The following is a 21,035-nucleotide window of genomic DNA, read 5'->3' on the forward strand; positions in this document are numbered from 1 at the left end:
AAGATTTTACAGTTCTATTAATAATAGTATTTTTGTTTTATGAAACTGCGAAATCTCAAATATCCTTTGATCATTGCATCAGCGATTTTCATTAATTCCTGTTCCACACAGCAACCAGCAAAATCTGTTCCTAAAACTAGCACTGGACCAACTAGACCTATTGCAACTAAACCAAATCCTCCAGTTTCAGATTCGGAGAAAAAAATCACGGTAAATCTGCCGGAAATTAACAGAGAATTTCGTGCAGCATGGATTGCTACGGTTGCGAACATCAACTGGCCGACAAAAAACACCCTTACTACACAGCAACAAAAAGATGAGGCAATACAACTTCTCGATCTGCTAAAGGATGCCAATTTCAATGCTGTTATTTTTCAAGCTAGACCTTCTTCCGATGCCTTATATAAAAGTGATTTGGAACCTTGGTCCTATTTTTTAACAGGACAAACCGGAAAAGCTCCTTCTCCGCTTTACGATCCGCTGGAGTTTTGGATTTCCGAAGCCCATAAAAGAGGAATGGAATTGCATGTGTGGATGAATCCTTATCGGGCACATCATACCACAGGTGGAAGCGTATCATCTTCAAGTATGGCAGCAAAAATGTCCGAAAGTACCTACCGCTTGAAAAACGGAATGTATTGGATGGATCCTTCGGATGAGCGCGTTCAGAACCATGTTTCCGCGGTAGTAAAAGATTTAGTAAAAAGATATGATATCGATGCGGTGCATATCGATGATTATTTCTATCCTTATAAAGAATACCATGGTGGAAAAGACTTTCCGGATGACCGAACCTGGAATGCCTACAAAAAAGCAGGAGGAAACCTTTCTAAAGCGGATTGGAGAAGAGCAAACGTGAACAAAATTATAAAAAGACTCCACGATGAAATTCATCAGGAAAAGCCAACCGTAAAATTCGGAATCTCACCGTTCGGAATCTGGAAACCTGGTTTCCCAGCAGGCGTAACCGGTTCTTCACAATATGATGAACTTTATGCTGATGCAAAACTATGGCTCAATGAGGGCTGGTGCGATTATTACTCTCCACAACTATATTGGAAAGAAGGCGGTGCACAAAGTTTTTCCGCATTGCTGAAATGGTGGAAAGATGAAAACATTAAAAACATCCATCTTTGGCCAGGACTGAATACAGTCGCTGTAAAATCAGACAACAAACCGGCGGAAATTATCGGACAAATGAGTACCATCCGCAGAATGATGCCAAAAAATACCGCCGGCGAAATACATTACAGCATCGATGGACTGAAGAAAAATCCGGAAATGTTGAGAGAGATAAAAAAACTTTACAAAGAAGATGCATTGGTTCCTGTAAGCCCTTGGATCAAAGCAACAAAACCTGCAACGCCAAATATTAAGGTTGAAAAATCTTCGGAATCTTACAAAATCAGTTGGAATTCAAAAGAAAAGGTTTTTCGATGGGTTCTTTTCGCTAAGTATGGAGATATCTGGATTACCGATGTACTTAACCCTGATCAGTTAAGTAAAAGTATACCTGCAAACCAATTTGGGAAAAAGCTCAATACTATTGCAATTATAGCGATTGACCGCTTGAGCAACGAAAGCGATTATGCTGCGGAAAAATTCTAAATATTTTTGGTAAGTATTGCCAAATACTGGTTGCTATCGTCTTCGAAAATAATTTTTACGTCGAAACCGTATTCCTCGGCAATTTCCTGCATGGTAAACTGATCGATATAGAGCCAGCCAAACCAATCTGTTAACAGCTCGTGATATTCGTAGCGGCACTTTACTTCTCCGTAATAACGATCGGAAGGCATTTGAAATTCTTCATACATATAATCGATATCGCAGGAATCGAATATGATTTGCCCATTTGGAAGAAGCAGTTCATCTGCTTTTTCGAAGAATTTTCTAAGACCATCAACCGTTGAAGAAATTCCGATTCCGTTCATCAGCAAAAGCAAAGTATCAAATTTTTGTCCGGAGAACTTAAAGAAATCTTCGCAGATTACATTTACCACGCCTCTTTCGTTCATTACCTTGCAAGCATTTTGCGAAATTTCGAGGGCAGTAACAGGAATTCCTTTTCGTTGTAATTCGATCGCATGCGAACCTGCAGCTGCTCCAATATCAAGGGTTTTCCCTCTACAGTTTTCTATGGCAACTTGTTCCAGTTCGGGCATGGTATCCAAATTTCTAAAATAATACGAAACCGGCATTTCTACCTTAGGACCAAATTGATCGTGAACAAAAAGTTGATATCTGTGGGGAGTAAAATAGAAATCGTAAATTGCTTTTCCCGGAAGATCTTTCATACCTTTGAAATAAATATAAAAAAAAGACTGCTCAAAAGAACAGTCTTGCTTAGTAGCGGGGACACGACTCGAACGTGCGACCTCCGGGTTATGAGCCCGACGAGCTACCTACTGCTCTACCCCGCGTTATTGTGGTGCAAATATACAACTTTTTTGTAATGTTCCAAATTTTTAGCAAAAAAAATTATAAATCAATTTTTCTTAAATTTGTATATGGCAAAAATTCTGAAAATATACCCCGAAAATCCTCAGGAAAACCTTATTGCTGAGGTCATTAAAACTTTGAATGATGGAGGCATTATTATTTATCCATCCGATACTGTCTATGCATTAGGTTGCAATATTTTCGACATCCGAGCGATGGAAAAGCTGGCGCAAATCAAAAAAGTAAAACTTGAAAAAGCACAGTTTTCGATTATTTGCAATGATTTAAGCCATCTTTCAAATTTTACCAGAGCAATTGATACGCCGGTTTTCAGATTTTTGAAAAGTAAAATTCCCGGTCCATATACCTTTATTTTGGAAGCCAACAAGAATTTGCCACTCGCCTACAAAGGCAACAAAACCGTAGGAATCCGCGTACCAGACCATCCTATTCCGCAACTTATCGTCGAGAAACTTGGGCATCCAATAGCTTCAACTTCCATTAAAGATGATGATGAAGTAATCGAATATTCCACCGATCCGGAATTGATTGCTGAAAAATATGATCATCTTGTCGATATTGTAATTGATTCGGGTTATGGTGACAATATTGCGTCAACAATTGTTGATTTAACCAGTGGAAATCCGGAAATTATTCGTCAAGGAAAAGGAGAAATTTAGAATAGCAATTCATGTTTCAACCGAATTAATCTTTGATTGAATTTATTCAATTTTAAAAAATCAATTTTCAACTTTTATTATATTAAATGAAAATCATTACTTCACCTGCCAAACTGATGAATACAGAGAATTCCACCGAATTCTTAAAACCAACGACTCCGAAACTTATTGAAGAAGCAACTTTCATTCAATCTTATTTAAAAGAAAAAACGCCTAAATATTTATCGGAATTAATGGAAATTTCATCAAAATTAGCCGATGAAAATTGGGAAAGAAACCAAAAATGGAAAGCAAAACCCACCGCGAAAGAATCTGCTCCAGCAATGTTTGCCTTTACCGGCGAGGTTTACCGAGGTTTGGATGCGAAAACTTTAGATAAAAAAGCAATTGATTATCTTCAAAAAAATTATCGAATGCTCTCTGGGCTTTATGGATTGCTGAAACCTTCGGATAAAGTGATGCTTTACCGCCTAGAAATGGGAAGAAATTTCGAATTTGATCATTATAAAAATCTTTATGAATTTTGGCGAGAAAAAGTAACTGATCAACTGAATAGTGAATTGAAAACCAATGATTTAGTTTTGAATTTGGCGAGTTCAGAATACATCAAAGTAATCGACAAAAAGAAATTGAATGCGCCGCTGATCGATTTCGATTTTTATGAAATAAAAGATGGAAAACCGAAAACCATCGTGGTTTATACCAAGCATGCAAGAGGCCTCATGGTTCGATATTGCGCTGAAAATCAAGTAAAAACATTAGACGAAGTGAAAGGTTTTAATTTGGAAAGATATCGAATTGACGAAAAACTATCAACCGATAAAAAATTGGTTTTCGCTCGATAAACAACTAACAAATAATCATTTAAAATAAAATATATGAATTACCATACTAGAAAATGGATCAAACCTGAAGATCTAAACCCCAATCATACGCTTTTCGGAGGTAGATTACTTCAGTGGATTGACGAAGAAGCTGCTCTTTACGCTATTGTTCAGTTGGAAACCCCTCGTTGCGTGACCAAATATATTTCCGAAATCAATTTCATCAGCTCAGCAAGACAGGGCGACATTATCGAAATAGGAATTGAAGCAACTGATTTTGGAAAAACTTCGATTACTTTAACTTGCGAAGTACGAAACATGATGACTCGGCAAACGATTATTACCATTGATAAAATCATCTTTGTAGGCGTTGACGAGGACGGAAAACCTACCAGACACGGCAAAACAAAAATCGAATATGTAAGCGACAGGCTTCAGAATATTGACAATCCTTCAAGTTGAAAATCTTTATTAAAAATATGGTTTGTGGCCGTTGCGAAATGGCGGTTTCTCAAATTTTTAAAGATTTGGGAATTGAGACCGTTTCCGTTCAGTTAGGCGTGGCGGAAACTCAGAATGATTTGCATGAAAAGGAACTAAAAAATCTAAATAACCAACTAAAAAAAATCGGTTTTGAAATTTTGGAAGACCAATCGCAGAAACAAATCGAGCAAACCAAAAATCTCATTATCCAGAAAATTGCTGAACTGGATATTTCCGAAGATTTCCTGCTTTCCGAATTTTTGAGCGACAAAATGCACCGCGATTACAGTTCGATTTCCAAACTTTTTTCACAAAACCAAGGTAGCACACTGGAGCAATTTTTCATCCTTCAAAAAATTGAAAAAGTAAAGGAACTGCTTTTTTACAACGAATTTTCACTCACCGAAATTACCGGGAAACTGGGCTACAAAAGTGTGCAGCATCTGTCGGCGCAGTTTAGGAATACAACCGGATTTACACCAACGGAATTTAAAAAAATGAAAGGCGAAAACCGTCTGCCACTCGACAAATTCTGAATTTCATAAATCTTTTCCCGATATTTGTAACTGCCGGAGATTTCAACTCCCGAAATTTGTAGCAGAAAAATAATCGTATGGAAAAAACCTATCGCGTAACCGGAATGACTTGCTCCGGATGCCAAAATAAAATATCAAAAACTTTAAATTCAATCGACGGAATTCACGCGGAAATTAATCTTGAGGAGGCTTTGGTTAAAGTTCATTCTCACCATGAAATTTCTTTAGATGAATTAAATTCCAAATTGAAAGAAGCCGGAAATTATGCTTTGGTTGAATTAAATTCAACAGAAAAAAACATTAAAATTCCACCAAAAAACCGCATTTCCCCAAGTTCTGTTTACTATTGCCCTATGGAATGCGAAGGCGAAAAAGTATATTTTACTCCCGGAAAACGCTGTCCGGTTTGCAATATGTTCCTAGTTCCGATCGAAGAAAGGGCTGATTACCAAAATAAACCTGCCACTTTCTCCAAAACAAATCTCCCGGAAAATTTCAAAGAAAAAATCGGTGAATATTTTTGTCCGATGTTCTGCGAACGCGATAAAACCTACAATTCCGACATTGGTTGCCCGGTTTGTCACATGCATTTGGAGGAAATTACCCCGGAATTATTGGCGGGAAGTTCTATACAAGAAAACCATCAACATGCTCATTCAAAACCAGCTCAAAACCAGGAAAATGCAGGAAAATATTACTGTCCTATGTTTTGTGAAGGCGATAAAGTGTATGATTCCAACGTAGGATGCCCTGTTTGCGGAATGGATTTGGTAAAAATTCCCGAAAAAAAGAAATCAAAATATACTTGTCCAATGCATCCCGAAATTGTAAAAGATGAACCGGGAGATTGTCCGATTTGCGGGATGGATTTGGTACAAATTCCGGGAAAATCCGATGAATTTGCAGAAGATAATACTGTAAAAATTTTATCACGAAAATTGTGGATTGCTGTAGCTTTCACCATTCCGGTTTTTATTCTTTCGATGGGTGGAATGTGGATTAAATGGCCGTTTTCGCATCAAGTTCAGGGAATTTTGGAATTGATTTTAACGCTTCCGGTTTTGTTTTATGCAGGTTGGTTTCTCATCGTTCGTGGCTACCGTTCCTTCAAAACTTGGAACCTGAATATGTTTTCGTTGATTGCTTTGGGAGTTGCTGCAGCTTTTCTTTTCAGTATTGTTGCCTTACTTTTTCCTAATATTTTTCCACACGAAATATCGCACGAAGGAAAAGTTCCGCTTTATTTTGAGGCTGTTTCTGTAATTCTTACTTTGGTTATTTTGGGACAATTGATGGAAGCAAAAGCACACCAAAGAACAGGAAAAGCTATAGAAGAACTCATGAATCTGTCTCCCGATGAAGCCAACATAATGATTAACGGAGAAGAAAAAAGAGTTCCGCTTTCCGATGTAAAAGTTGGAGATATTTTGCGTGTAAAACCAGGGGAAAAAATTCCTGTTGATGGAAAAATAACCGAAGGAAATTCTACGGTTGATGAAAGTATGATTACCGGAGAACCGATTCCTGTGGAAAAAAAACAGAATGATCGTGTAACTTCCGGAACCATCAACGGGAATGGAGTTTTCCTCATGAAAGCTGAAAAAGTGGGCGACGAAACGTTGCTTTCGCAAATCATTAAGATGGTGAACGAAGCCAGCCGCAGCAAAGCGCCGATTCAGAAATTGGTTGATCAAGTATCAAAAATTTTTGTTCCGACCGTTATTGCGATTTCGGTTCTTACTTTTTTTGCGTGGTATATTTTCGGTAATGAAAACAGGTTAATTTATGCATTTGTAAATGCCGTTGCAGTACTTATCGTGGCTTGCCCATGTGCTTTAGGTTTGGCAACGCCGATGAGTTTGATGGTAGGAATTGGAAAAGGTGCGAAAAACGGAATTCTCATTAAAAATGCTGAAGCTTTGGAGCAAATGGAAAAGGTAAATATTTTAATTACCGATAAAACAGGAACATTGACCGAAGGAAAACCTAGTTTGGATGAGATTTTTGTTTCGGAAACTTCCAATAAAAATTTAATTTTAAAATTAGCTGCATCTCTCAATCAAAATTCCGAACATCCTTTATCCAATGCTGTTTTGGTAGAATTTAAAAAAGAACATCAGGATTTTGAAAAAGTTGAAAACTTCGAAAATATTGCAGGAAAAGGAATCAAAGGAACGATTCATTCCGAAATTATTTTGCTTGGAAATGAAGCTTTATTGAAACAATTTAATATTACAATTCCGGAAAATATTAAGCAGAAAGTAATTGAGAAACAGAACCTTGCAAAAACCGTTTCGTTTGTGGCTAAAGGAGGAAATGTCTTAGGATTTTTAAGTTTTTCGGACAAAATAAAAGCAACTTCCAAGGAAGCCGTTGATTTTCTTCAAAAAAATAATGTTCAAGTCATCATGATGACTGGTGACAATGAACAGACCGCAAAAGCCGTCGCAACCGAATTAGGCATCAAAAAATATTTTGCAAGCCAACTTCCTCAAGATAAATTAGCGGAAATTAAAAAGCTGCAGGCTGCTGGAAATATTGTTGCGATGACCGGCGACGGAATAAATGATGCGCCTGCTTTGGCACAATCGAATGTAGGAATTGCAATGGGAACCGGAACCGATGTAGCGATTGAAAGTTCTGAAATTACGCTATTAAAAGGTGATCTTCTGGGAGTTGCAAAAGCGAAAATCCTAAGTGAAAAATTATTAAGAAACATCAGACAAAATCTCTTTTTCGCATTTTTTTATAATACGATTGGGATTCCAGTAGCTGCAGGATTGCTTTATCCGTTTTTCGGGATTTTGCTAAGCCCCATGATTGCAGCGGCAGCGATGAGTTTCAGCTCGGTTTCTGTAATTTTAAATTCGTTACGATTGAATAACGCAGATTTGAAAGTTTCGGAAAAATAAAAATGGTAAATCAACAACAAACAAGAAAACTACATTCAATCTAGAACTTTCTTTCGATTACATAATCCAGCATTAAATGCAGAGATTCTTTCGCTTCGGAATCGGGAAATTCATTCAGAATATCTTTTGCTTTTTGCTGGTAAGCTTTCATCTTTTCAATTGCGTAATCTAAACCTCCGGATTTTTTTACAAAATCGATAAGCTCTTTTACTCTTTTAGAATCGTTATTGTAACGTTTGATTGTAGTGAAATAATATTTTCGATCGGTTTCGGAAGCCGTTTTTAAAGCATGAATTAACGGCAAAGTCATTTTTTGTTCTTTAATATCGATTCCGACAGGTTTTCCGATGATATTTGAAGTAAGATAATCGAATAAATCATCTTTAATCTGAAAAGCCATTCCCGTTAACGTTCCGAACTCGCGCATTTTTACCGCCAAATTTTCGTCGGCTCCATTCGATAAAACTCCTATTTCACAGCATGCAGCGATTAAAGTTGCCGTTTTCTGTCGAATAATTTCGAAGTAAACATCTTCGGTAATATCGAGTTTTCTGGCTTTTTCAAGCTGTAGCAATTCGCCTTCACTCATCTCCCGAATGGTTCTGGAAATAACCGAAAGTAAGTCAAAATCCTGATGATCTGTAGAGAGCAAAACTGCTTTAGACAAAAGATAATCGCCAACCAAAACAGCAATTTTGTTTTTCCATAAAGCATTGATTGAAAAAAAATTCCGCCTTTTGAAACTTTCATCCACCACATCATCGTGCACCAAAGTTGCGGTGTGAATCAGCTCAATCATGGAGGCCCCGCGAAAGGTTTTTTCGTTCACTTCTCCCAATAGTTTTGCACAAAGAAATACAAACATTGGTCGCATTTGCTTGCCTTTGGTGGTTACGATAAACCTTGTAACTTTATCTAAAAGCGCAACATTGCTTTGCATAGATTCATAAAACTTTTGTTCAAAAAGTTTCATTTCACTGTTGATCGGTCTTCGGATTTCTGCTACGATATTCGCCACGAACTATTAAATAAAGAATGTTTGATGAAAATGATGACAAATATAACTAATTTTCCCTCCAAATAAGCCAAAACCAGAGTTGATTTATGACTTAAAACGATTTCATTTTTCCATGAGGAACAAAATACAAAGCAGGTTTTGCTTTTCCTAAGGGAGTAATAAATTCTTCTCCTGAAATAAAAATTCCATTTTCATCGATCTCGATTCCTTCGATTTGACCGATGGACAAAGCACTTCCTAAGTAATATTTCTGAGGTTTTGCATTAAAGAAAAATCCAGGTTCAGTTTCTTTAAAAATGGAAAGAAATACTTCTGTTTTCTTCGTGTATCCTATTAAAAAAAGCTTTTTCTGAAAATAAGCTGCATCAGTAACTACAAAATCAGTTTTGAAAGTCTCGACTTTTTGGGCAGGATTATTGTCGGAAATTTCAGGGTCGATAATATAATGAGATGTAGATTTTGAAGCCCATTCTTTGGTGAAAACATGAATTTTCCCGTCTAAAAAAATCATCGCTTCCGCGTCGAAATCATTATTTAGGTTACGGCTCGAGAAATCGGTTTGTTCCGGATAGAAATAAGAAATCACTTGAACAGAATCGGTTGTTTTTTCTTTATTAAAAGGGATTTTATAAATCTTAAGATCTTTTCTTGTTCCTGCATTATTCCCAAAATCGCCGATATACCAATTCGCTGAATCGGCCGCCATTGCTTCCCAATCCTTGTTAATTAGATTGGTTTTAAAGACATTTTCAATGTTCCCTGATGTTTTATTGATCTCGAAAATTTCAGAAGAATTTCCCCCATCATTGAAAGTGAAAAGTTTATTATTGAAAAGAAATAACCCCGAATTTTCCTTTAAAACCTCAGAAAGCTCCGCTACTTTATATTTTTTTATTCTTAAAAAATCTGTTTGCTGTGCATTACCGATTTGAAAAAAAACTAAAAAAACCAGAATCAGAAAATTTGAACTTATAATTTTCATTTTAAAATTAGTCGCTTTATTTTATTGAAATTACACAGAAATTCGATAGTTCATCAACATCAATTCTAATTTCCACGCGCTCAAATTTTCTAATTTATTTTCGTTGCGGAATTTTAATCGTGCCTGAAATTTACTCACCAGATTTATTCGCCAACTGACCACAAGCTGCATCGATATCGCCTCCGCGGCTTCTACGAATCAAAACAGTAATTCCTGCATTTTCTAGCTGGCGCACATAATTTTCTTCTGCATCTTTGTTGCATTGGTCGTATTTTCCGTCACCAATTGGGTTATACTGGATTAAATTCACTTTGGATGGAACCTGTTTGCAATATCTTATCAGCGCTTTTATATCTTCATCCTGATCATTAATCCCTTTCCAAACGCAATATTCGAAGGTTACGGTATTTCCTGTTTTTTCGTACCAGTATTTCAAAGAATCCATAATTTCAGTCAATGGAAATTTATCTGAAAAAGGCATTATTTCATTGCGTTTTTCCTCAATGGCAGAGTGCAAAGAAAGCGCTAATTTCACCCGCAAATCCTCATCAGCAAGCATTTTAATCATTTTCGGAATTCCCGATGTTGAAACCGTTATTCTTCGTGGCGACATGCCCATTCCTTCCGGCTCGGTAATTTTTTTGATCGACTCTACTACGTTTTTATAGTTCATCATCGGCTCGCCCATTCCCATAAAAACAATATTGGAAAGCGGTCTATCGAAATACAATTTACTTTGCCGATCGATCAGCGCTACTTGATCAACAATTTCTGCAACTTCCAGATTTCTCATTCTCTTCAGCCGGGCAGTTGCACAAAACTCACAGTTTAATGAACAACCGACTTGGGAAGAAACACAAGCTGTAGTTCGGGTTTCGGTAGGAATCAGTACCGATTCTACTAAGAGGCCGTCATGCAATTTTACTCCATTTTTAATGGTTCCGTCGGTAGATTTTTGTAATTGATCAACAGAAATCGGATTGATGGTATATTCCTGCGCAATTTTTTCCCGAAGTTCTTTTGAAAGATTCGTCATTTCATCAATAGAATGGAGATTTTTGCTCCATAACCAATCATAAACCTGCTTTGCACGAAAGGGTTTTTCACCCAAAGTCACAAAATAATCTTTGAGCTGATCGAGCGATAAAGTACGGATGTCTTTCAAAGGAAAAATGTTTAATTAAAGAAGTTGCAAAGATACGGTTTTTCCATAAATTTTTTCAAGACGAGGAAAGACTTAAAGTAAAAGAGAAATCCCAACGTCTTTAAAATTATTACTTGCAATAATCATTATCTTTGCTAAGAATTGAGAAATATGTCCTTTAAACCTGTTTTTAAAAGCCCGATTGTATTTAATTTTTCATTTGAAAAGTTGCTGAACCAAATGCGGGAGAAAGTTTATCTTTGAATTGCTGAATTACAAAACGCTCAGCATTGTCTAGAATGTCCATTCTGATAATTTGATTCAAATTTATGAAATTACATATTTTCCGTCGTGCTATTTTTTATTTTTCAGGAATGGTCTTGGTTTCTTGTGCTACAGAAAATGCCCAATATGGAAAAAATGTAAGAAATACTCCTGTTGAAAGAATAAAATCCGGAAATATTGCCCATCGTTTCTATCTTATCGGTGATGCCGGTAATGCCGATCAACAAAGTGCCCAATCGATACTCGAACAGTTCAAAACGCATTTGGATTCCGCCGGAAGCAACAGTACGGTTCTTTTTCTTGGCGACAATATTTATCCTAAAGGTTTACCCAAAGAGGAAGGAAAAGATCGAAAATTAGCGATTGAAAAATTGGATGATCAAATAAGTTTGGTGAAAAACTTTAAAGGTAAAACCATCTTTATTCCAGGCAATCACGATTGGTACAGCAAAGGAATCATTGGATTAAAAGAGCAACAAGACTACATCACCGAAAAACTTGATGATCAATCGGCCTTTCTTCCAAAAAATTCTTGCGCCATTGATCGCAAAAAAATTTCTAAAAACATCACCCTTCTCACCATTGATACCGAATGGTTTTTGGCAGACTGGGACAAAAACTTAGGAATTAATGAAAAATGCGACATCAAAACTCGTGAAGATTTTTTCTCAGAATTTGAAAGTGAACTCAATAAAAATCAAAATAAAACGGTAATCGTTGCCCTTCATCATCCACTGATTGACCATGGTTCTCACGGTGGATATTATTCCCTAAAAAAACAAATTTTTCCTCTGGAAGGCAAATTTCCATTGCCAATTTTAGCAACAGGAATTAATCTTGCTCGCGCAACCGGTGGCATCACTCATCAAGATTTGTCGAATGCCAATTATAGAAAACTCACTTCCCGATTAAAAACATTGCTTGCCAATCGCGATAATGTGATCGTAGTTTCCGGGCACGACCATAATTTACAATATATCGAGGAAGGCAAAATCCGCCAGATCATTAGCGGTGCCGGCTCCAAAAACGAACCTGCAACAACAGTTGGTCCGAACGATTTTTCGTACGGCAAAAACGGATATGCTGTCCTGAATATTTCGGAATCAGGAGATGCTTCTGTTTCTTTTTTCGGAAGAGAAAATAATCAGGAAAAACTCCTGTTTCAGAAACAGGTTTTAGAAAATTCAGAATATAATCCTGTAATATTTCCGTCGGAATTTCCCGCAGAAACGACTTCTTCTGTTTATCCAAAATCCTTCACCAGAAAAAGCCATCTCTATGAATTTTTGTGGGGAAAAAATTACAGGGAAAATTATTCAACTCCGGTGAAAGTGCCGACCTTGCAAATTGATACGCTTTTTGGTGGTGCTAAACCCGGCAGATCAGGTGGTGGACATCAAACCAATTCTCTGCGTTTAAACACTCCTAAAGGTGAATACGTGATTCGAGCTTTGAAGAAAAGCGGAGTGCGGTTTCTGCAGTCTGTTGCTTTTAAAAATCAATATATAGAAGAAGATTTTGCAGAAGGTTTTGCAGATCAGTTTCTTTTAGACTTTTATACTTCATCACATCCGTTTACACCTTTAGCTATAGGAGATTTATCGGAAGCTGTTGGCTTGAAACATACTGACCCAACTTTGGTTTATGTTCCTAAACAAAATGGATTGGAAAAATTCAATCAGAATTTCGGAGACGAACTGTATTATCTGGAAGCAAGACCTGCGGAAACCGAAGAAAATCCTATAGAGGTATTGGGAACAGAGGAAGTCATCAAACTTTTGGGAAAAGACGAAAAATATAAAATTGATGAAAAAAATTACATCAGAGCGCGACTTTTCGACATGTTGATTGGCGATTGGGACCGACACCACGACCAATGGAAATGGGAACAAAAACCTGAAGGAAAATTGATCTATCTATCTCCAATTCCTAAAGACTGCGATCAAGCTTTTGTGCGTTATGACGGTCTTTTGACGAAATTTATTCTCGATTTTCCGGGACTACGTCATATGCAGAGTTTTGATGAAAAAATCAAAAATATAAAATGGTTCAATATGGAGTCCTACCCTTTGGATCTGGCTTTTACTACAGCTTCTACCGAAGAAGATTGGCTTCGCGAAGCAGCATTTATCCAAAATCATCTCAACTCAGAAATTATAGCGTCTGCATTTGAAAAACTGCCAAAAGAAGTGCAAAGCAGCGACATTGATCGTATTAAAAAAAATCTGGAAATCAGAAAAAATGACCTGCAAAAATACGCTTCGGAATATTATAAAATCGTTCAAAAAACCGTATTGCTGACCGGAACAAATAAAAAAGACAAATTTGCCATCACCCGACTTCCACAGGACGAAACCGAAGTGAAAATCTATCGACAGAAAAAAAGTGGTGAAGAACTGGTTTTTGAGAAAAAATATTCCAAAAAACAAACGAAAGAAATTTGGATGTATGGATTGGGCGACGATGATCAATTTGAAGTTAATGGAAACCAAAGTAATCCAATAAAAATTCGTCTTTTAGGTGGATTAAATAATGATGTTTACACAATTAATAAAGGGAACAACGTACATATTTACGATTATAAAAGCAAAAAAAACACCTTCAATACTAAAAATGGCAAAATTACCCTTTCCGATAATTATGATCTGAACGAATATCAATATAAAAAGCCAAAATTCAACGTATTTTCCACTAACCTTAATTTAGGTTACAACCCTGATGATGGCGTGATTGTAGGATTAAATACGAGTTGGACAAAAAAAGGTTTTAACCAAAATCCATTTTCATCAAAACATACTTTAAAAACCAATTATTTTACCTTATCAAACGGTTACGAAATCCGCTACGAAGGAATTTTCCCGAGAATTGTCGGAAACTGGTTCTATCAAATCGATGCGGGTTATACAGACTCACATTATATTCGAAATTATTTCGGAAATGGAAATCTCACCATCAATAACCATGATACTTTTGAGGAAAAATATTACCGTGTTCGCGCCAGAGAGTTTTATGCCAAACCATCCATCAATTGGAGAAAAAATGCGAGCTTATTCTCCGCAAAATTAATTTATGAAGGTTTAAAAATCGAAAAAACAGAAAATCGTAGAATTGCGATTCCAAATATTGTAGATGAAAATGTTTTTTCAACCAATTATTTTGCAGGAATAGATGTAGGATTTCACTTCGAAAATGTAAATAAAAAGGTAAATCCGAGTCTAGGAATGAAGTTTGACAGCAAATTTACCTATCGACAAAACCTTAACAACGGCGACAAAAAACTTCCTACTTTCGAAACCGGTTTAGGATTCACTCATTATCTCACCAAAAATGAAAAACTCACCTTTTCCACTTACGCAAAATCGAAATGGCTGCTGAGCGATGACTATGAATTTTATCAAATGGCAACTTTAGGCGGAGACGACGATCTTCGAGGTTTCCGATTTGATCGTTTTTATGGAAAAAGTTCTTTCTACCAAACTTCGGATATTCGTTGGTCGATCGGGAATTTCCGAAATGCTTTTGTCCCTTTAAAAATCGGAATTTTCGGTGGTTTTGATTACGGACGGGTTTGGCTTCCGAATGAATTTACCAAAAAATGGCATACTTCTGCAGGTGCAGGAATTTGGCTCAATGCGATCGATATGGTGGGAATTCAGGCTTCCTATTTTCGATCGTCGGACAAAGGGAGATTTGTTGTTGGATTTGGAATGAATTTTTAACTTACAGTTTTAATTGATAAAGAAAAGATTCTCCTTTTTTCTCTGATTCATCAGTAATCAAAATAGTTTCTTTGGTTTCAAAACACAGTCCTTCTTTTTGAGTAAAATTTTCCAATTCAATCATTTTCGATTTTCCTGAAAAGAAATTATCATCTTTAAAATCAGTGAAAATCCATACTTTATCGGAACTCAAAAGTGCAACTTTCTTTTTATCCGGACTTATGGCTGCACTTGTTACAGCGCAATGGTTGAAATTACCACAAGTCACAAACTCAGCTAATTTCTTCGCTGGAAGTTTTGTTTGGGAATTGTTATCCAAGCGGTACAGAGAAGTGGTTCCATCAAATTTTGAACTTCTGTTTTTAGTAAACAAATAAAAATGATTGTTATAAAAGAAAAAAGATTCTACATCAAACACCTTTTCTTTCTTCTTTGGCGGGAAATCTTTTTGTTCAGGATAATAGAACTGGACAATTTCCGAAGCATTCGCTTCACCTTTAATCAAATCAGAGGCATTAATTTTATAAATGGCCAAATTCTGTCTCTCGTTATCATTATTCCCGAAATCCCCGATGTAGAGGTTCCCTTCGTCATCAGAAGAAAGGTCTTCCCAATCAATGTTTTCCACGTTTGAAATTCGGATTTTGCGAATCAGTTCGCCATTTTTATTAAATCCGAAAAGCAAATTTTCATTGCCTTGATCTTCTATGGTCCAAATTAATTTAGATGCTTTCGAAATTTCGCATGCCGATGCTTCTTTGATTTCCTTGGGAAGCGTAGTAACAACTTTGATACGTTGTTGCGCATTTTGTCGGCAGTTGGTCGCGAATAAGATGATGGCGGAAAAAAATAAGGCTTTCATAATTTTTATTTGAATATTCAAAATCACTAAAATAAGAATGCACAACCGAAATTGTGCATTCAATAAATGTTTTATATCTCTTTCGTACTTATTTACAAAATCAGCATTGCGTCACCATAGGTGAAGAATTTGTATTCATTTTTAATGGCTTCTTCGTAAGCGTGCATCACGAAATCTTTCCCTGCAAATGCCGCGACCATCATCAACAAAGTCGATTTTGGCGTGTGGAAATTGGTAATCATTGCATTTGCGACTCCGAATTCGTGTGGTGGGAAGATAAATTTATTGGTCCAACCGTGGTAAGCACCAATTTTTTTGTTGGAAGAAACTGAGGTTTCCAAAGCGCGCATTGTGGTGGTTCCTACTGCGCAAACTCTTCTTTGTTCAGCAACGGCTTTGTTAATAATATCAGCATTTACCTGATCAATAATAGCTTCCTCAGATTCCATTTTGTGTTTGCTCAAATCTTCCACTTCAATCGGGTTGAACGTTCCTAGGCCAACGTGAAGCGTAATTTCAGCGAAATCGATTCCTTTGATTTCGAGTTTTTTCATCAAATGTTTCGAGAAGTGCAAACCGGCAGTCGGAGCTGCTACAGCACCTTCGTGTTTTGCGTAGATGGTTTGGTAACGTTCAGCATCTTCCGGTTCAACTGGTCTTTTGATGTACTTTGGAAGTGGAGTTTCACCCAGTTCCTTTAATTTAGCACGAAATTCTTCGTAAGAACCATCATACAAAAATCTTAAAGTTCTTCCTCTAGAAGTCGTGTTATCGATCACTTCTGCAACCAAAGATTCGTCTTCGGTGAAGAATAATTTGTTCCCTATTCTTATTTTTCTTGCAGGATCTACCAAAACGTCCCAAACTCTGGTTTCTTTATCGAGTTCTCTTAACAGGAAAACTTCTATTTTTGCTCCGGTTTTTTCTTTGTTTCCGTACAATCTTGCTGGGAAAACTTTAGTATTGTTGAAGATAAAAAGATCGTGTTCTTCGAAATAATCGACTACATCTTTGAATAATTTATGCTCAATGGTTTGTGTTTTTCGATCCAAAACCATCAGTTTCGATTCGTCTCTATGCTCAGCGGGATGTTCTGCCAAAAGTTCTTCCGGTAAATGGAAATTGAAATCAGATGTCTTCATTTTTTAAATTACGGTTTAAAAATTAATATCCGAAAACCCAATGATTTCCGGCCTGCAAATATACGACATTGAGGAGGCTTTGTCAAGTTTATTATTAAAACGCAATTTTTTTAAAAATTTCATTATTGCGGAACAGTCAAATCCAGACTTACATTTTTGTACTCAGCTAAACGAAAATCGCAGCTACAAGGAGGATAATTGCATGTGTACTTCGCATTTTCGACCATAATATTTTCATCAATATTAATATTTTTCTCATTTTCGAAAGGATGCATTATTGCAATTCGAAATACTGGAAACAAATTTTTATTGGCTTTTTTAAAGGAAAATTGATATTCTTTACTCGGTTTTTTAGCTTTTCTGGTTTTAAAAATTTTCAAGGTTGCTCCAGTATTGCTTTTGTTACTCCATTCATATCGATAGTGTTTCTGCGATATAGGGTGTTTATGTAAACTATTCGTTTTTATATATTTAAAACTAAAAATAATTCCCGTTCCATTTTTAATTTCAGTTACCTCAAACTCGTGTACTTTGTTTTGCTCCTCATCCGTAAGATAGGCATAGAAATTTTCTGAACCTCGTAAAAGTCTTAAATAATAATTGAAATTATCGGTATTAAAATAGTTCACAACTTCATTCTGTACCTTCTCATTTTTACCAACCGCAATATATTTGGTAAGAAAATCAAATGAATAAGTCTGTGAATTAACTATAGCAAAAAGCAGTAGAAAAGTAAAAGCATAAATTTTTTTCATAAAAACGATTTTAAGATTTCCCATTCTCTGAGTTTTTTTTCGAAGGAAATCGTGTGAAGTGGACTGGTTGACGGCAAAACGAATATAGGAATTGCACATTCTTTTCCCATTATTTTTTGTAAATTTTTAAATGATTTCTGCCCATTGCAAAAAATAGCTTTAATACTTGGGTAGTTTTGCAGCAATTGCTGAATATCGTTCGCTTCTTCATTTCTAATTTCAGAATCTAGACTTCCTTTTCGTTCGCAAGTATCGATTACATCCCAAAGAGCAATATTATTTCTTTTTAAAAATTCTAATTTTTCACCATAATCTGACGTCAAATTTTCATTAAATAAATGAAAAATAATCTTCCAAAATTGGTTTTGCGGATGTGCGTAATATTCTTGCATCTCCAAAGATTTCGCGCCCGGTACAGAACCTAAAATTAAAATTTTGGAATCTTCCGAAACTATTGGATCAAAGGAAGAAATTCGGTTTGGCGACTCTTTAAAATTCATTTGATTTTTTTTGCAACTAAATAATTTTTTGGAATGATTAATGCAGTTTTAAATATATTAAATTTTTAATTATGAAAAAATTATCATTAATTTTTGGAATGATGGTGTTGCTTTTTACGACAAGTTGTAGAGAAATCGCCAATTCAGTACTGGATGCATTACCACCTTTCGATGTTCCATTTACCACCAATGTAACTGTTCCGCTTGCAACTTTGAGTACAACTTCCTACACACGAACGCCGGAAATCCCGATGAATATTGATTTGGATAAAACCATTAAAGAAAACAACCCCAAATTTTCGATCAATAATCTAAAATCTGTGAAGCTCAATTCGTTACATATGCAATATATAAGTTCACAATTTGATACAAAGTTGGATGTCATTAAAGACGCAAAAATTTACATCAAAGCACCAAATCTTCCGGAAAAGTTAATTGCAACAGCATTGAACAATACGAATCCAGATACGATTACTTTCACCGTTGCCAACGAAGAACTCTTGGAATATTTTCGAACTTCTCAGAATTCATTGATTTTTGAAATTCAAGGCAGCAGACTTTCGGCAGACCAAATTACTCTGAAAATCAACTCAGGTTTCAATGTGAAAGTTCAATTATAAAAAACACAATTTCTGATATAACAAAAAGGCTTCCGAACAATTTCAGAAGCCTTTTTTTTATTTGGAAGTCCGATTACAGGGTTTCTCTTAACCAATCGAAAAATTCTCTCTGCCATACCAGACCGTTGTGAGCGTTCAAAACCCAGTGATTTTCGTTCGGAAAATACAGGAATTTCGCCTTCAAACCGTGAAGTTTTGCAGCTTGAAATGCTTCCTGACCTTGCTCATAGGGCACTCGATAATCGATTCCGCCCTGGATGATCATCATTGGTTTATTCCATTGATCCACAAAGTTAATTGGATTGAATTCGGTGAAAGCTTTAGGAAGCGGTTTTTCCATTGGACTTCCCACATCCCAATTGGCAAACCATAATTCATCGGTAGTTAGCGCCCAAGATTTCATATCGAACAACCCATCGTGCGCGATGAAGGTTTTAAAACGATTATTATGAATTCCCGCCAACATGAAAACGCTGTATCCACCGTAGCTAGCTCCTACCGCTCCCATTCTATCGCCATCTACATAAGGTAAAGTTTTCGCGTAATCTGCGGCAGCAAGATAATCTCTCATCGGTTGACCGCCCCAATCTTTCGAGATTTCCTCGTTCCATTGTGTTCCCCAACCCGGCATACCTCGGCGATTTGGTGCGACCACAATATATCCATTAGCAGCCATCAAAGCAAAATTCCATCGGGTGCTGAAATATTGCGTCAAAGCCGATTGTGGACCACCTTGGCAGTATAAAAGCGTAGGATAATTTTTGTTAGGATCGAAATTTGGTGGATAATGGAACCACACTCCCATTTCTTTGCCATCCGTGGTTTTCACCATTTTCAACTCGGATTTTCCGGGAGTGATTTTGGAGTAGTTGTCTTTATTAACGTCTGTAATCTGCTTCATTGCACCATTTTTCAAATCGACAGAAAATAAATCCGCATTGTGATTGATGTCGGTTCTGGTAACTAGCAATAAATTTTTGTTGAGCGCCAAAATTTCATTCACATCGAAATCTCCTTTGGTAATCTGCTGGATTTTAGCGGTTTTCGGATTCAAAGAGAATAGTTGCTTAGTCCCTCTGAAAGCTGTGGTATAATAAATCGTCTTAGAATCTGCAGCCCAAAAAACGTCACCCACTACACTTTCGTCCCAATCTTTGGTAAGGTTGGAAACTTTTTGGGATTTCCAATCCATGATTTTGATATCGTTTTTATCCGCTTCGTAACCATCTCTTTCCATCGACATCCACAAAAGTGTTTTTCCGTCAGGTGAAAATTTCGGTCCCATATCGTACCCCTTATTGCTTTCTGTAAGATTTTTGGTAATACCTGAACTCAAATCATACGCGAAAATATCAGTATTGGTAGATTTTGCATATTCAGCGCCGCTCAATGGTTTAGTAACATATAGCAATTGGTTAGAATCCGGACTCCAAATAAAATCTTCAGCTCCACCAAATGGTCTTTGCGGAGAATCCCACATTTTTCCTTCGAGCAAATCCTTGGCATTTTCTACGTTTTGTGAAACATTTACGACAAAAACATGGTTGTATTTTCCTTCATTAAAATAATCCCAATGACGGTGATTCAGGTCTGTATAAATGTGTGCTGTAGTTTTCGGAACATCGGAATATTTATCTTTTCCCATCACTTTTTCCACCAGAACCTGCTTGCTGAAAGCTACTTTTTTTCCATCAGGCGAAATCACAATATTATCTGCATCACCAATGGTGTAGAATTCTATCCATGTTTTTCCGGCATCTTTCGATAGATAAATTTTATCGCCTTCATGAGCATAAATTCCGTTTTTATCCCATTGGATCAAGGCTTTTTTCCCTAAATCCAGATTCGTAGATTCTGCCGTTTTTATGTTAAAAAAATAGTTTTTCTTATTATTCTTTTCGGTTTTTAGGTCGGTTTTCCCGATGGAATAAATCAAGGAAGACTGATCCGGAGAAACTGCGGTAACACCCAATTTATTGAGCGTCCAAAGAATTTCCGGCGTCATCACATTTTGTGCATTCATAAGAAAAGGTGCTGCAATAGCGAGAATGGTGTGTTTTAGCTTCATAAAAATTAATTTAAAAAACTGCAGTAAGAAATTCTAGACTGCAGTTTGACAAAGATAAAGAAA

Annotated in this window: 17 protein-coding genes and 1 tRNA gene; 8 read left to right on the forward strand and 10 right to left on the reverse strand. The window is 36.4% G+C overall.

Annotated features, from left to right (window positions below; genetic code table 11):
* Positions 1-39 precede the first annotated feature (39 nt).
* Positions 40-1,608 carry a glycoside hydrolase family 10 protein gene (locus H0S70_RS04630; protein ID WP_188321868.1) on the forward strand — a complete coding sequence of 523 codons (1,569 nt, stop codon included), beginning with the start codon at positions 40-42 and terminating at the stop codon, positions 1,606-1,608.
* Here the strand turns inward: H0S70_RS04630 and H0S70_RS04635 are convergent.
* Positions 1,605-2,297 carry a class I SAM-dependent methyltransferase gene (locus H0S70_RS04635; protein ID WP_188321869.1) on the reverse strand — a complete coding sequence of 231 codons (693 nt, stop codon included), beginning with the start codon at positions 2,295-2,297 and terminating at the stop codon, positions 1,605-1,607. The genes H0S70_RS04630 and H0S70_RS04635 overlap by 4 nt on opposite strands.
* Positions 2,298-2,350: 53 nt before the next feature.
* Positions 2,351-2,423 (reverse strand) — tRNA-Met (locus H0S70_RS04640).
* A gap of 87 nt (positions 2,424-2,510) precedes the next feature.
* Here H0S70_RS04640 and H0S70_RS04645 point away from each other — a divergent pair.
* The 5 genes from H0S70_RS04645 to H0S70_RS04665 all read left to right on the forward strand — a co-directional run bounded on the left by H0S70_RS04645 (position 2,511) and on the right by H0S70_RS04665 (position 7,877).
* On the forward strand, positions 2,511-3,122 hold the full coding sequence (locus H0S70_RS04645) for an L-threonylcarbamoyladenylate synthase (RefSeq protein WP_123904926.1): 612 nt from the start codon (positions 2,511-2,513) through the stop codon (positions 3,120-3,122).
* Positions 3,123-3,208: 86 nt separating this feature from the next.
* On the forward strand, positions 3,209-3,967 hold the full coding sequence (yaaA, locus tag H0S70_RS04650; protein WP_188321870.1) for a peroxide stress protein YaaA: 759 nt from the start codon (positions 3,209-3,211) through the stop codon (positions 3,965-3,967).
* Positions 3,968-4,000: 33 nt separating this feature from the next.
* Positions 4,001-4,408, forward strand: coding sequence for an acyl-CoA thioesterase (locus H0S70_RS04655; protein WP_123247700.1), 408 nt, complete (start codon positions 4,001-4,003; stop codon positions 4,406-4,408).
* On the forward strand, positions 4,405-4,965 hold the full coding sequence (locus H0S70_RS04660; protein WP_123247699.1) for a helix-turn-helix domain-containing protein: 561 nt from the start codon (positions 4,405-4,407) through the stop codon (positions 4,963-4,965). The genes H0S70_RS04655 and H0S70_RS04660 overlap by 4 nt, the downstream gene beginning before the upstream one ends.
* A gap of 77 nt (positions 4,966-5,042) precedes the next feature.
* Positions 5,043-7,877: a heavy metal translocating P-type ATPase gene (locus H0S70_RS04665; protein WP_188321871.1), complete on the forward strand. Its 2,835-nt coding sequence runs from the start codon at positions 5,043-5,045 to the stop codon at positions 7,875-7,877.
* Between the two features lie 40 nt (positions 7,878-7,917).
* Here the strand turns inward: H0S70_RS04665 and H0S70_RS04670 are convergent, their stop codons facing one another.
* From H0S70_RS04670 to rlmN, 3 genes are all read right to left on the reverse strand, one after another.
* Entirely contained in the window at positions 7,918-8,895 is a 978-nt protein-coding gene (locus H0S70_RS04670; protein WP_188321872.1) for a polyprenyl synthetase family protein, read from the reverse strand.
* A gap of 91 nt (positions 8,896-8,986) precedes the next feature.
* Entirely contained in the window at positions 8,987-9,877 is an 891-nt protein-coding gene (locus H0S70_RS04675; RefSeq protein ID WP_188321873.1) for a hypothetical protein, read from the reverse strand.
* 130 nt (positions 9,878-10,007) lie between these two features.
* Positions 10,008-11,042 (reverse strand): 23S rRNA (adenine(2503)-C(2))-methyltransferase RlmN, encoded by a 1,035-nt coding sequence (rlmN, locus tag H0S70_RS04680; RefSeq protein ID WP_188321874.1) that lies wholly within the window; start codon positions 11,040-11,042, stop codon positions 10,008-10,010.
* A gap of 308 nt (positions 11,043-11,350) precedes the next feature.
* On the opposite strand from rlmN, the gene H0S70_RS04685 reads away from it, so the two are divergent.
* The gene (locus H0S70_RS04685; RefSeq protein ID WP_188321875.1) at positions 11,351-15,025 is read left to right on the forward strand and encodes a metallophosphoesterase; all 3,675 of its coding nucleotides are present in this window, start codon (positions 11,351-11,353) and stop codon (positions 15,023-15,025) included.
* Position 15,026: 1 nt separating this feature from the next.
* On the opposite strand, the gene H0S70_RS04690 is transcribed toward H0S70_RS04685, so the two are convergent.
* The 4 genes from H0S70_RS04690 to H0S70_RS04705 all read right to left on the reverse strand — a co-directional run bounded on the left by H0S70_RS04690 (position 15,027) and on the right by H0S70_RS04705 (position 18,284).
* Positions 15,027-15,887 carry a hypothetical protein gene (locus H0S70_RS04690; RefSeq protein ID WP_188321876.1) on the reverse strand — a complete coding sequence of 287 codons (861 nt, stop codon included), beginning with the start codon at positions 15,885-15,887 and terminating at the stop codon, positions 15,027-15,029.
* A 92-nt stretch (positions 15,888-15,979) separates the two neighbouring features.
* Positions 15,980-17,029 carry a tRNA preQ1(34) S-adenosylmethionine ribosyltransferase-isomerase QueA gene (gene queA, locus H0S70_RS04695; protein WP_188321877.1) on the reverse strand — a complete coding sequence of 350 codons (1,050 nt, stop codon included), beginning with the start codon at positions 17,027-17,029 and terminating at the stop codon, positions 15,980-15,982.
* A 122-nt stretch (positions 17,030-17,151) separates the two neighbouring features.
* Positions 17,152-17,784, reverse strand: a complete 633-nt coding sequence (locus H0S70_RS04700; RefSeq protein ID WP_188321878.1) for a hypothetical protein — start codon at positions 17,782-17,784, stop codon at positions 17,152-17,154.
* On the reverse strand, positions 17,781-18,284 hold the full coding sequence (locus H0S70_RS04705) for a DNA-deoxyinosine glycosylase (protein WP_123904935.1): 504 nt from the start codon (positions 18,282-18,284) through the stop codon (positions 17,781-17,783). Before H0S70_RS04705 ends, H0S70_RS04700 begins: the two co-directional genes overlap by 4 nt.
* Before the next feature lie 71 nt (positions 18,285-18,355).
* Here H0S70_RS04705 and H0S70_RS04710 point away from each other — a divergent pair, with 71 nt between their 5' ends.
* Positions 18,356-18,904, forward strand: coding sequence for a hypothetical protein (locus tag H0S70_RS04710; protein WP_188321879.1), 549 nt, complete (start codon positions 18,356-18,358; stop codon positions 18,902-18,904).
* Between the two features lie 73 nt (positions 18,905-18,977).
* Here the strand turns inward: H0S70_RS04710 and H0S70_RS04715 are convergent, their stop codons facing one another.
* Complete coding sequence (locus tag H0S70_RS04715; RefSeq protein ID WP_188321880.1) at positions 18,978-20,972, reverse strand: S9 family peptidase; 1,995 nt, start codon at positions 20,970-20,972, stop codon at positions 18,978-18,980.
* Between the last annotated feature and the right edge of the window lie 63 nt (positions 20,973-21,035).

This window comes from Chryseobacterium manosquense, assembly GCF_014623485.1.
GTDB classification, from domain to species: Bacteria; Bacteroidota; Bacteroidia; order Flavobacteriales; family Weeksellaceae; genus Kaistella; species Kaistella haifensis.

Excerpts from the sequence above, each read along its gene's own strand:
- queA (WP_188321877.1), bottom strand. The coding sequence starts at position 17,029 with ATGAAGACATCTGATTTCAATTTCCATTTACCGGAAGAACTTTTGGCA.
- H0S70_RS04685 (WP_188321875.1), top strand. The coding sequence starts at position 11,351 with ATGAAATTACATATTTTCCGTCGTGCTATTTTTTATTTTTCAGGAATG.
- H0S70_RS04690 (WP_188321876.1), bottom strand. The coding sequence starts at position 15,887 with ATGAAAGCCTTATTTTTTTCCGCCATCATCTTATTCGCGACCAACTGC.
- H0S70_RS04705 (WP_123904935.1), bottom strand. The coding sequence starts at position 18,284 with ATGAATTTTAAAGAGTCGCCAAACCGAATTTCTTCCTTTGATCCAATA.
- H0S70_RS04715 (WP_188321880.1), bottom strand. The coding sequence starts at position 20,972 with ATGAAGCTAAAACACACCATTCTCGCTATTGCAGCACCTTTTCTTATG.
- yaaA (WP_188321870.1), top strand. The coding sequence starts at position 3,209 with ATGAAAATCATTACTTCACCTGCCAAACTGATGAATACAGAGAATTCC.
- H0S70_RS04655 (WP_123247700.1), top strand. The coding sequence starts at position 4,001 with ATGAATTACCATACTAGAAAATGGATCAAACCTGAAGATCTAAACCCC.
- H0S70_RS04635 (WP_188321869.1), bottom strand. The coding sequence starts at position 2,297 with ATGAAAGATCTTCCGGGAAAAGCAATTTACGATTTCTATTTTACTCCC.
- H0S70_RS04645 (WP_123904926.1), top strand. The coding sequence starts at position 2,511 with ATGGCAAAAATTCTGAAAATATACCCCGAAAATCCTCAGGAAAACCTT.
- H0S70_RS04700 (WP_188321878.1), bottom strand. The coding sequence starts at position 17,784 with ATGAAAAAAATTTATGCTTTTACTTTTCTACTGCTTTTTGCTATAGTT.
- H0S70_RS04710 (WP_188321879.1), top strand. The coding sequence starts at position 18,356 with ATGAAAAAATTATCATTAATTTTTGGAATGATGGTGTTGCTTTTTACG.
- H0S70_RS04675 (WP_188321873.1), bottom strand. The coding sequence starts at position 9,877 with ATGAAAATTATAAGTTCAAATTTTCTGATTCTGGTTTTTTTAGTTTTT.
- H0S70_RS04630 (WP_188321868.1), top strand. The coding sequence starts at position 40 with ATGAAACTGCGAAATCTCAAATATCCTTTGATCATTGCATCAGCGATT.
- H0S70_RS04665 (WP_188321871.1), top strand. The coding sequence starts at position 5,043 with ATGGAAAAAACCTATCGCGTAACCGGAATGACTTGCTCCGGATGCCAA.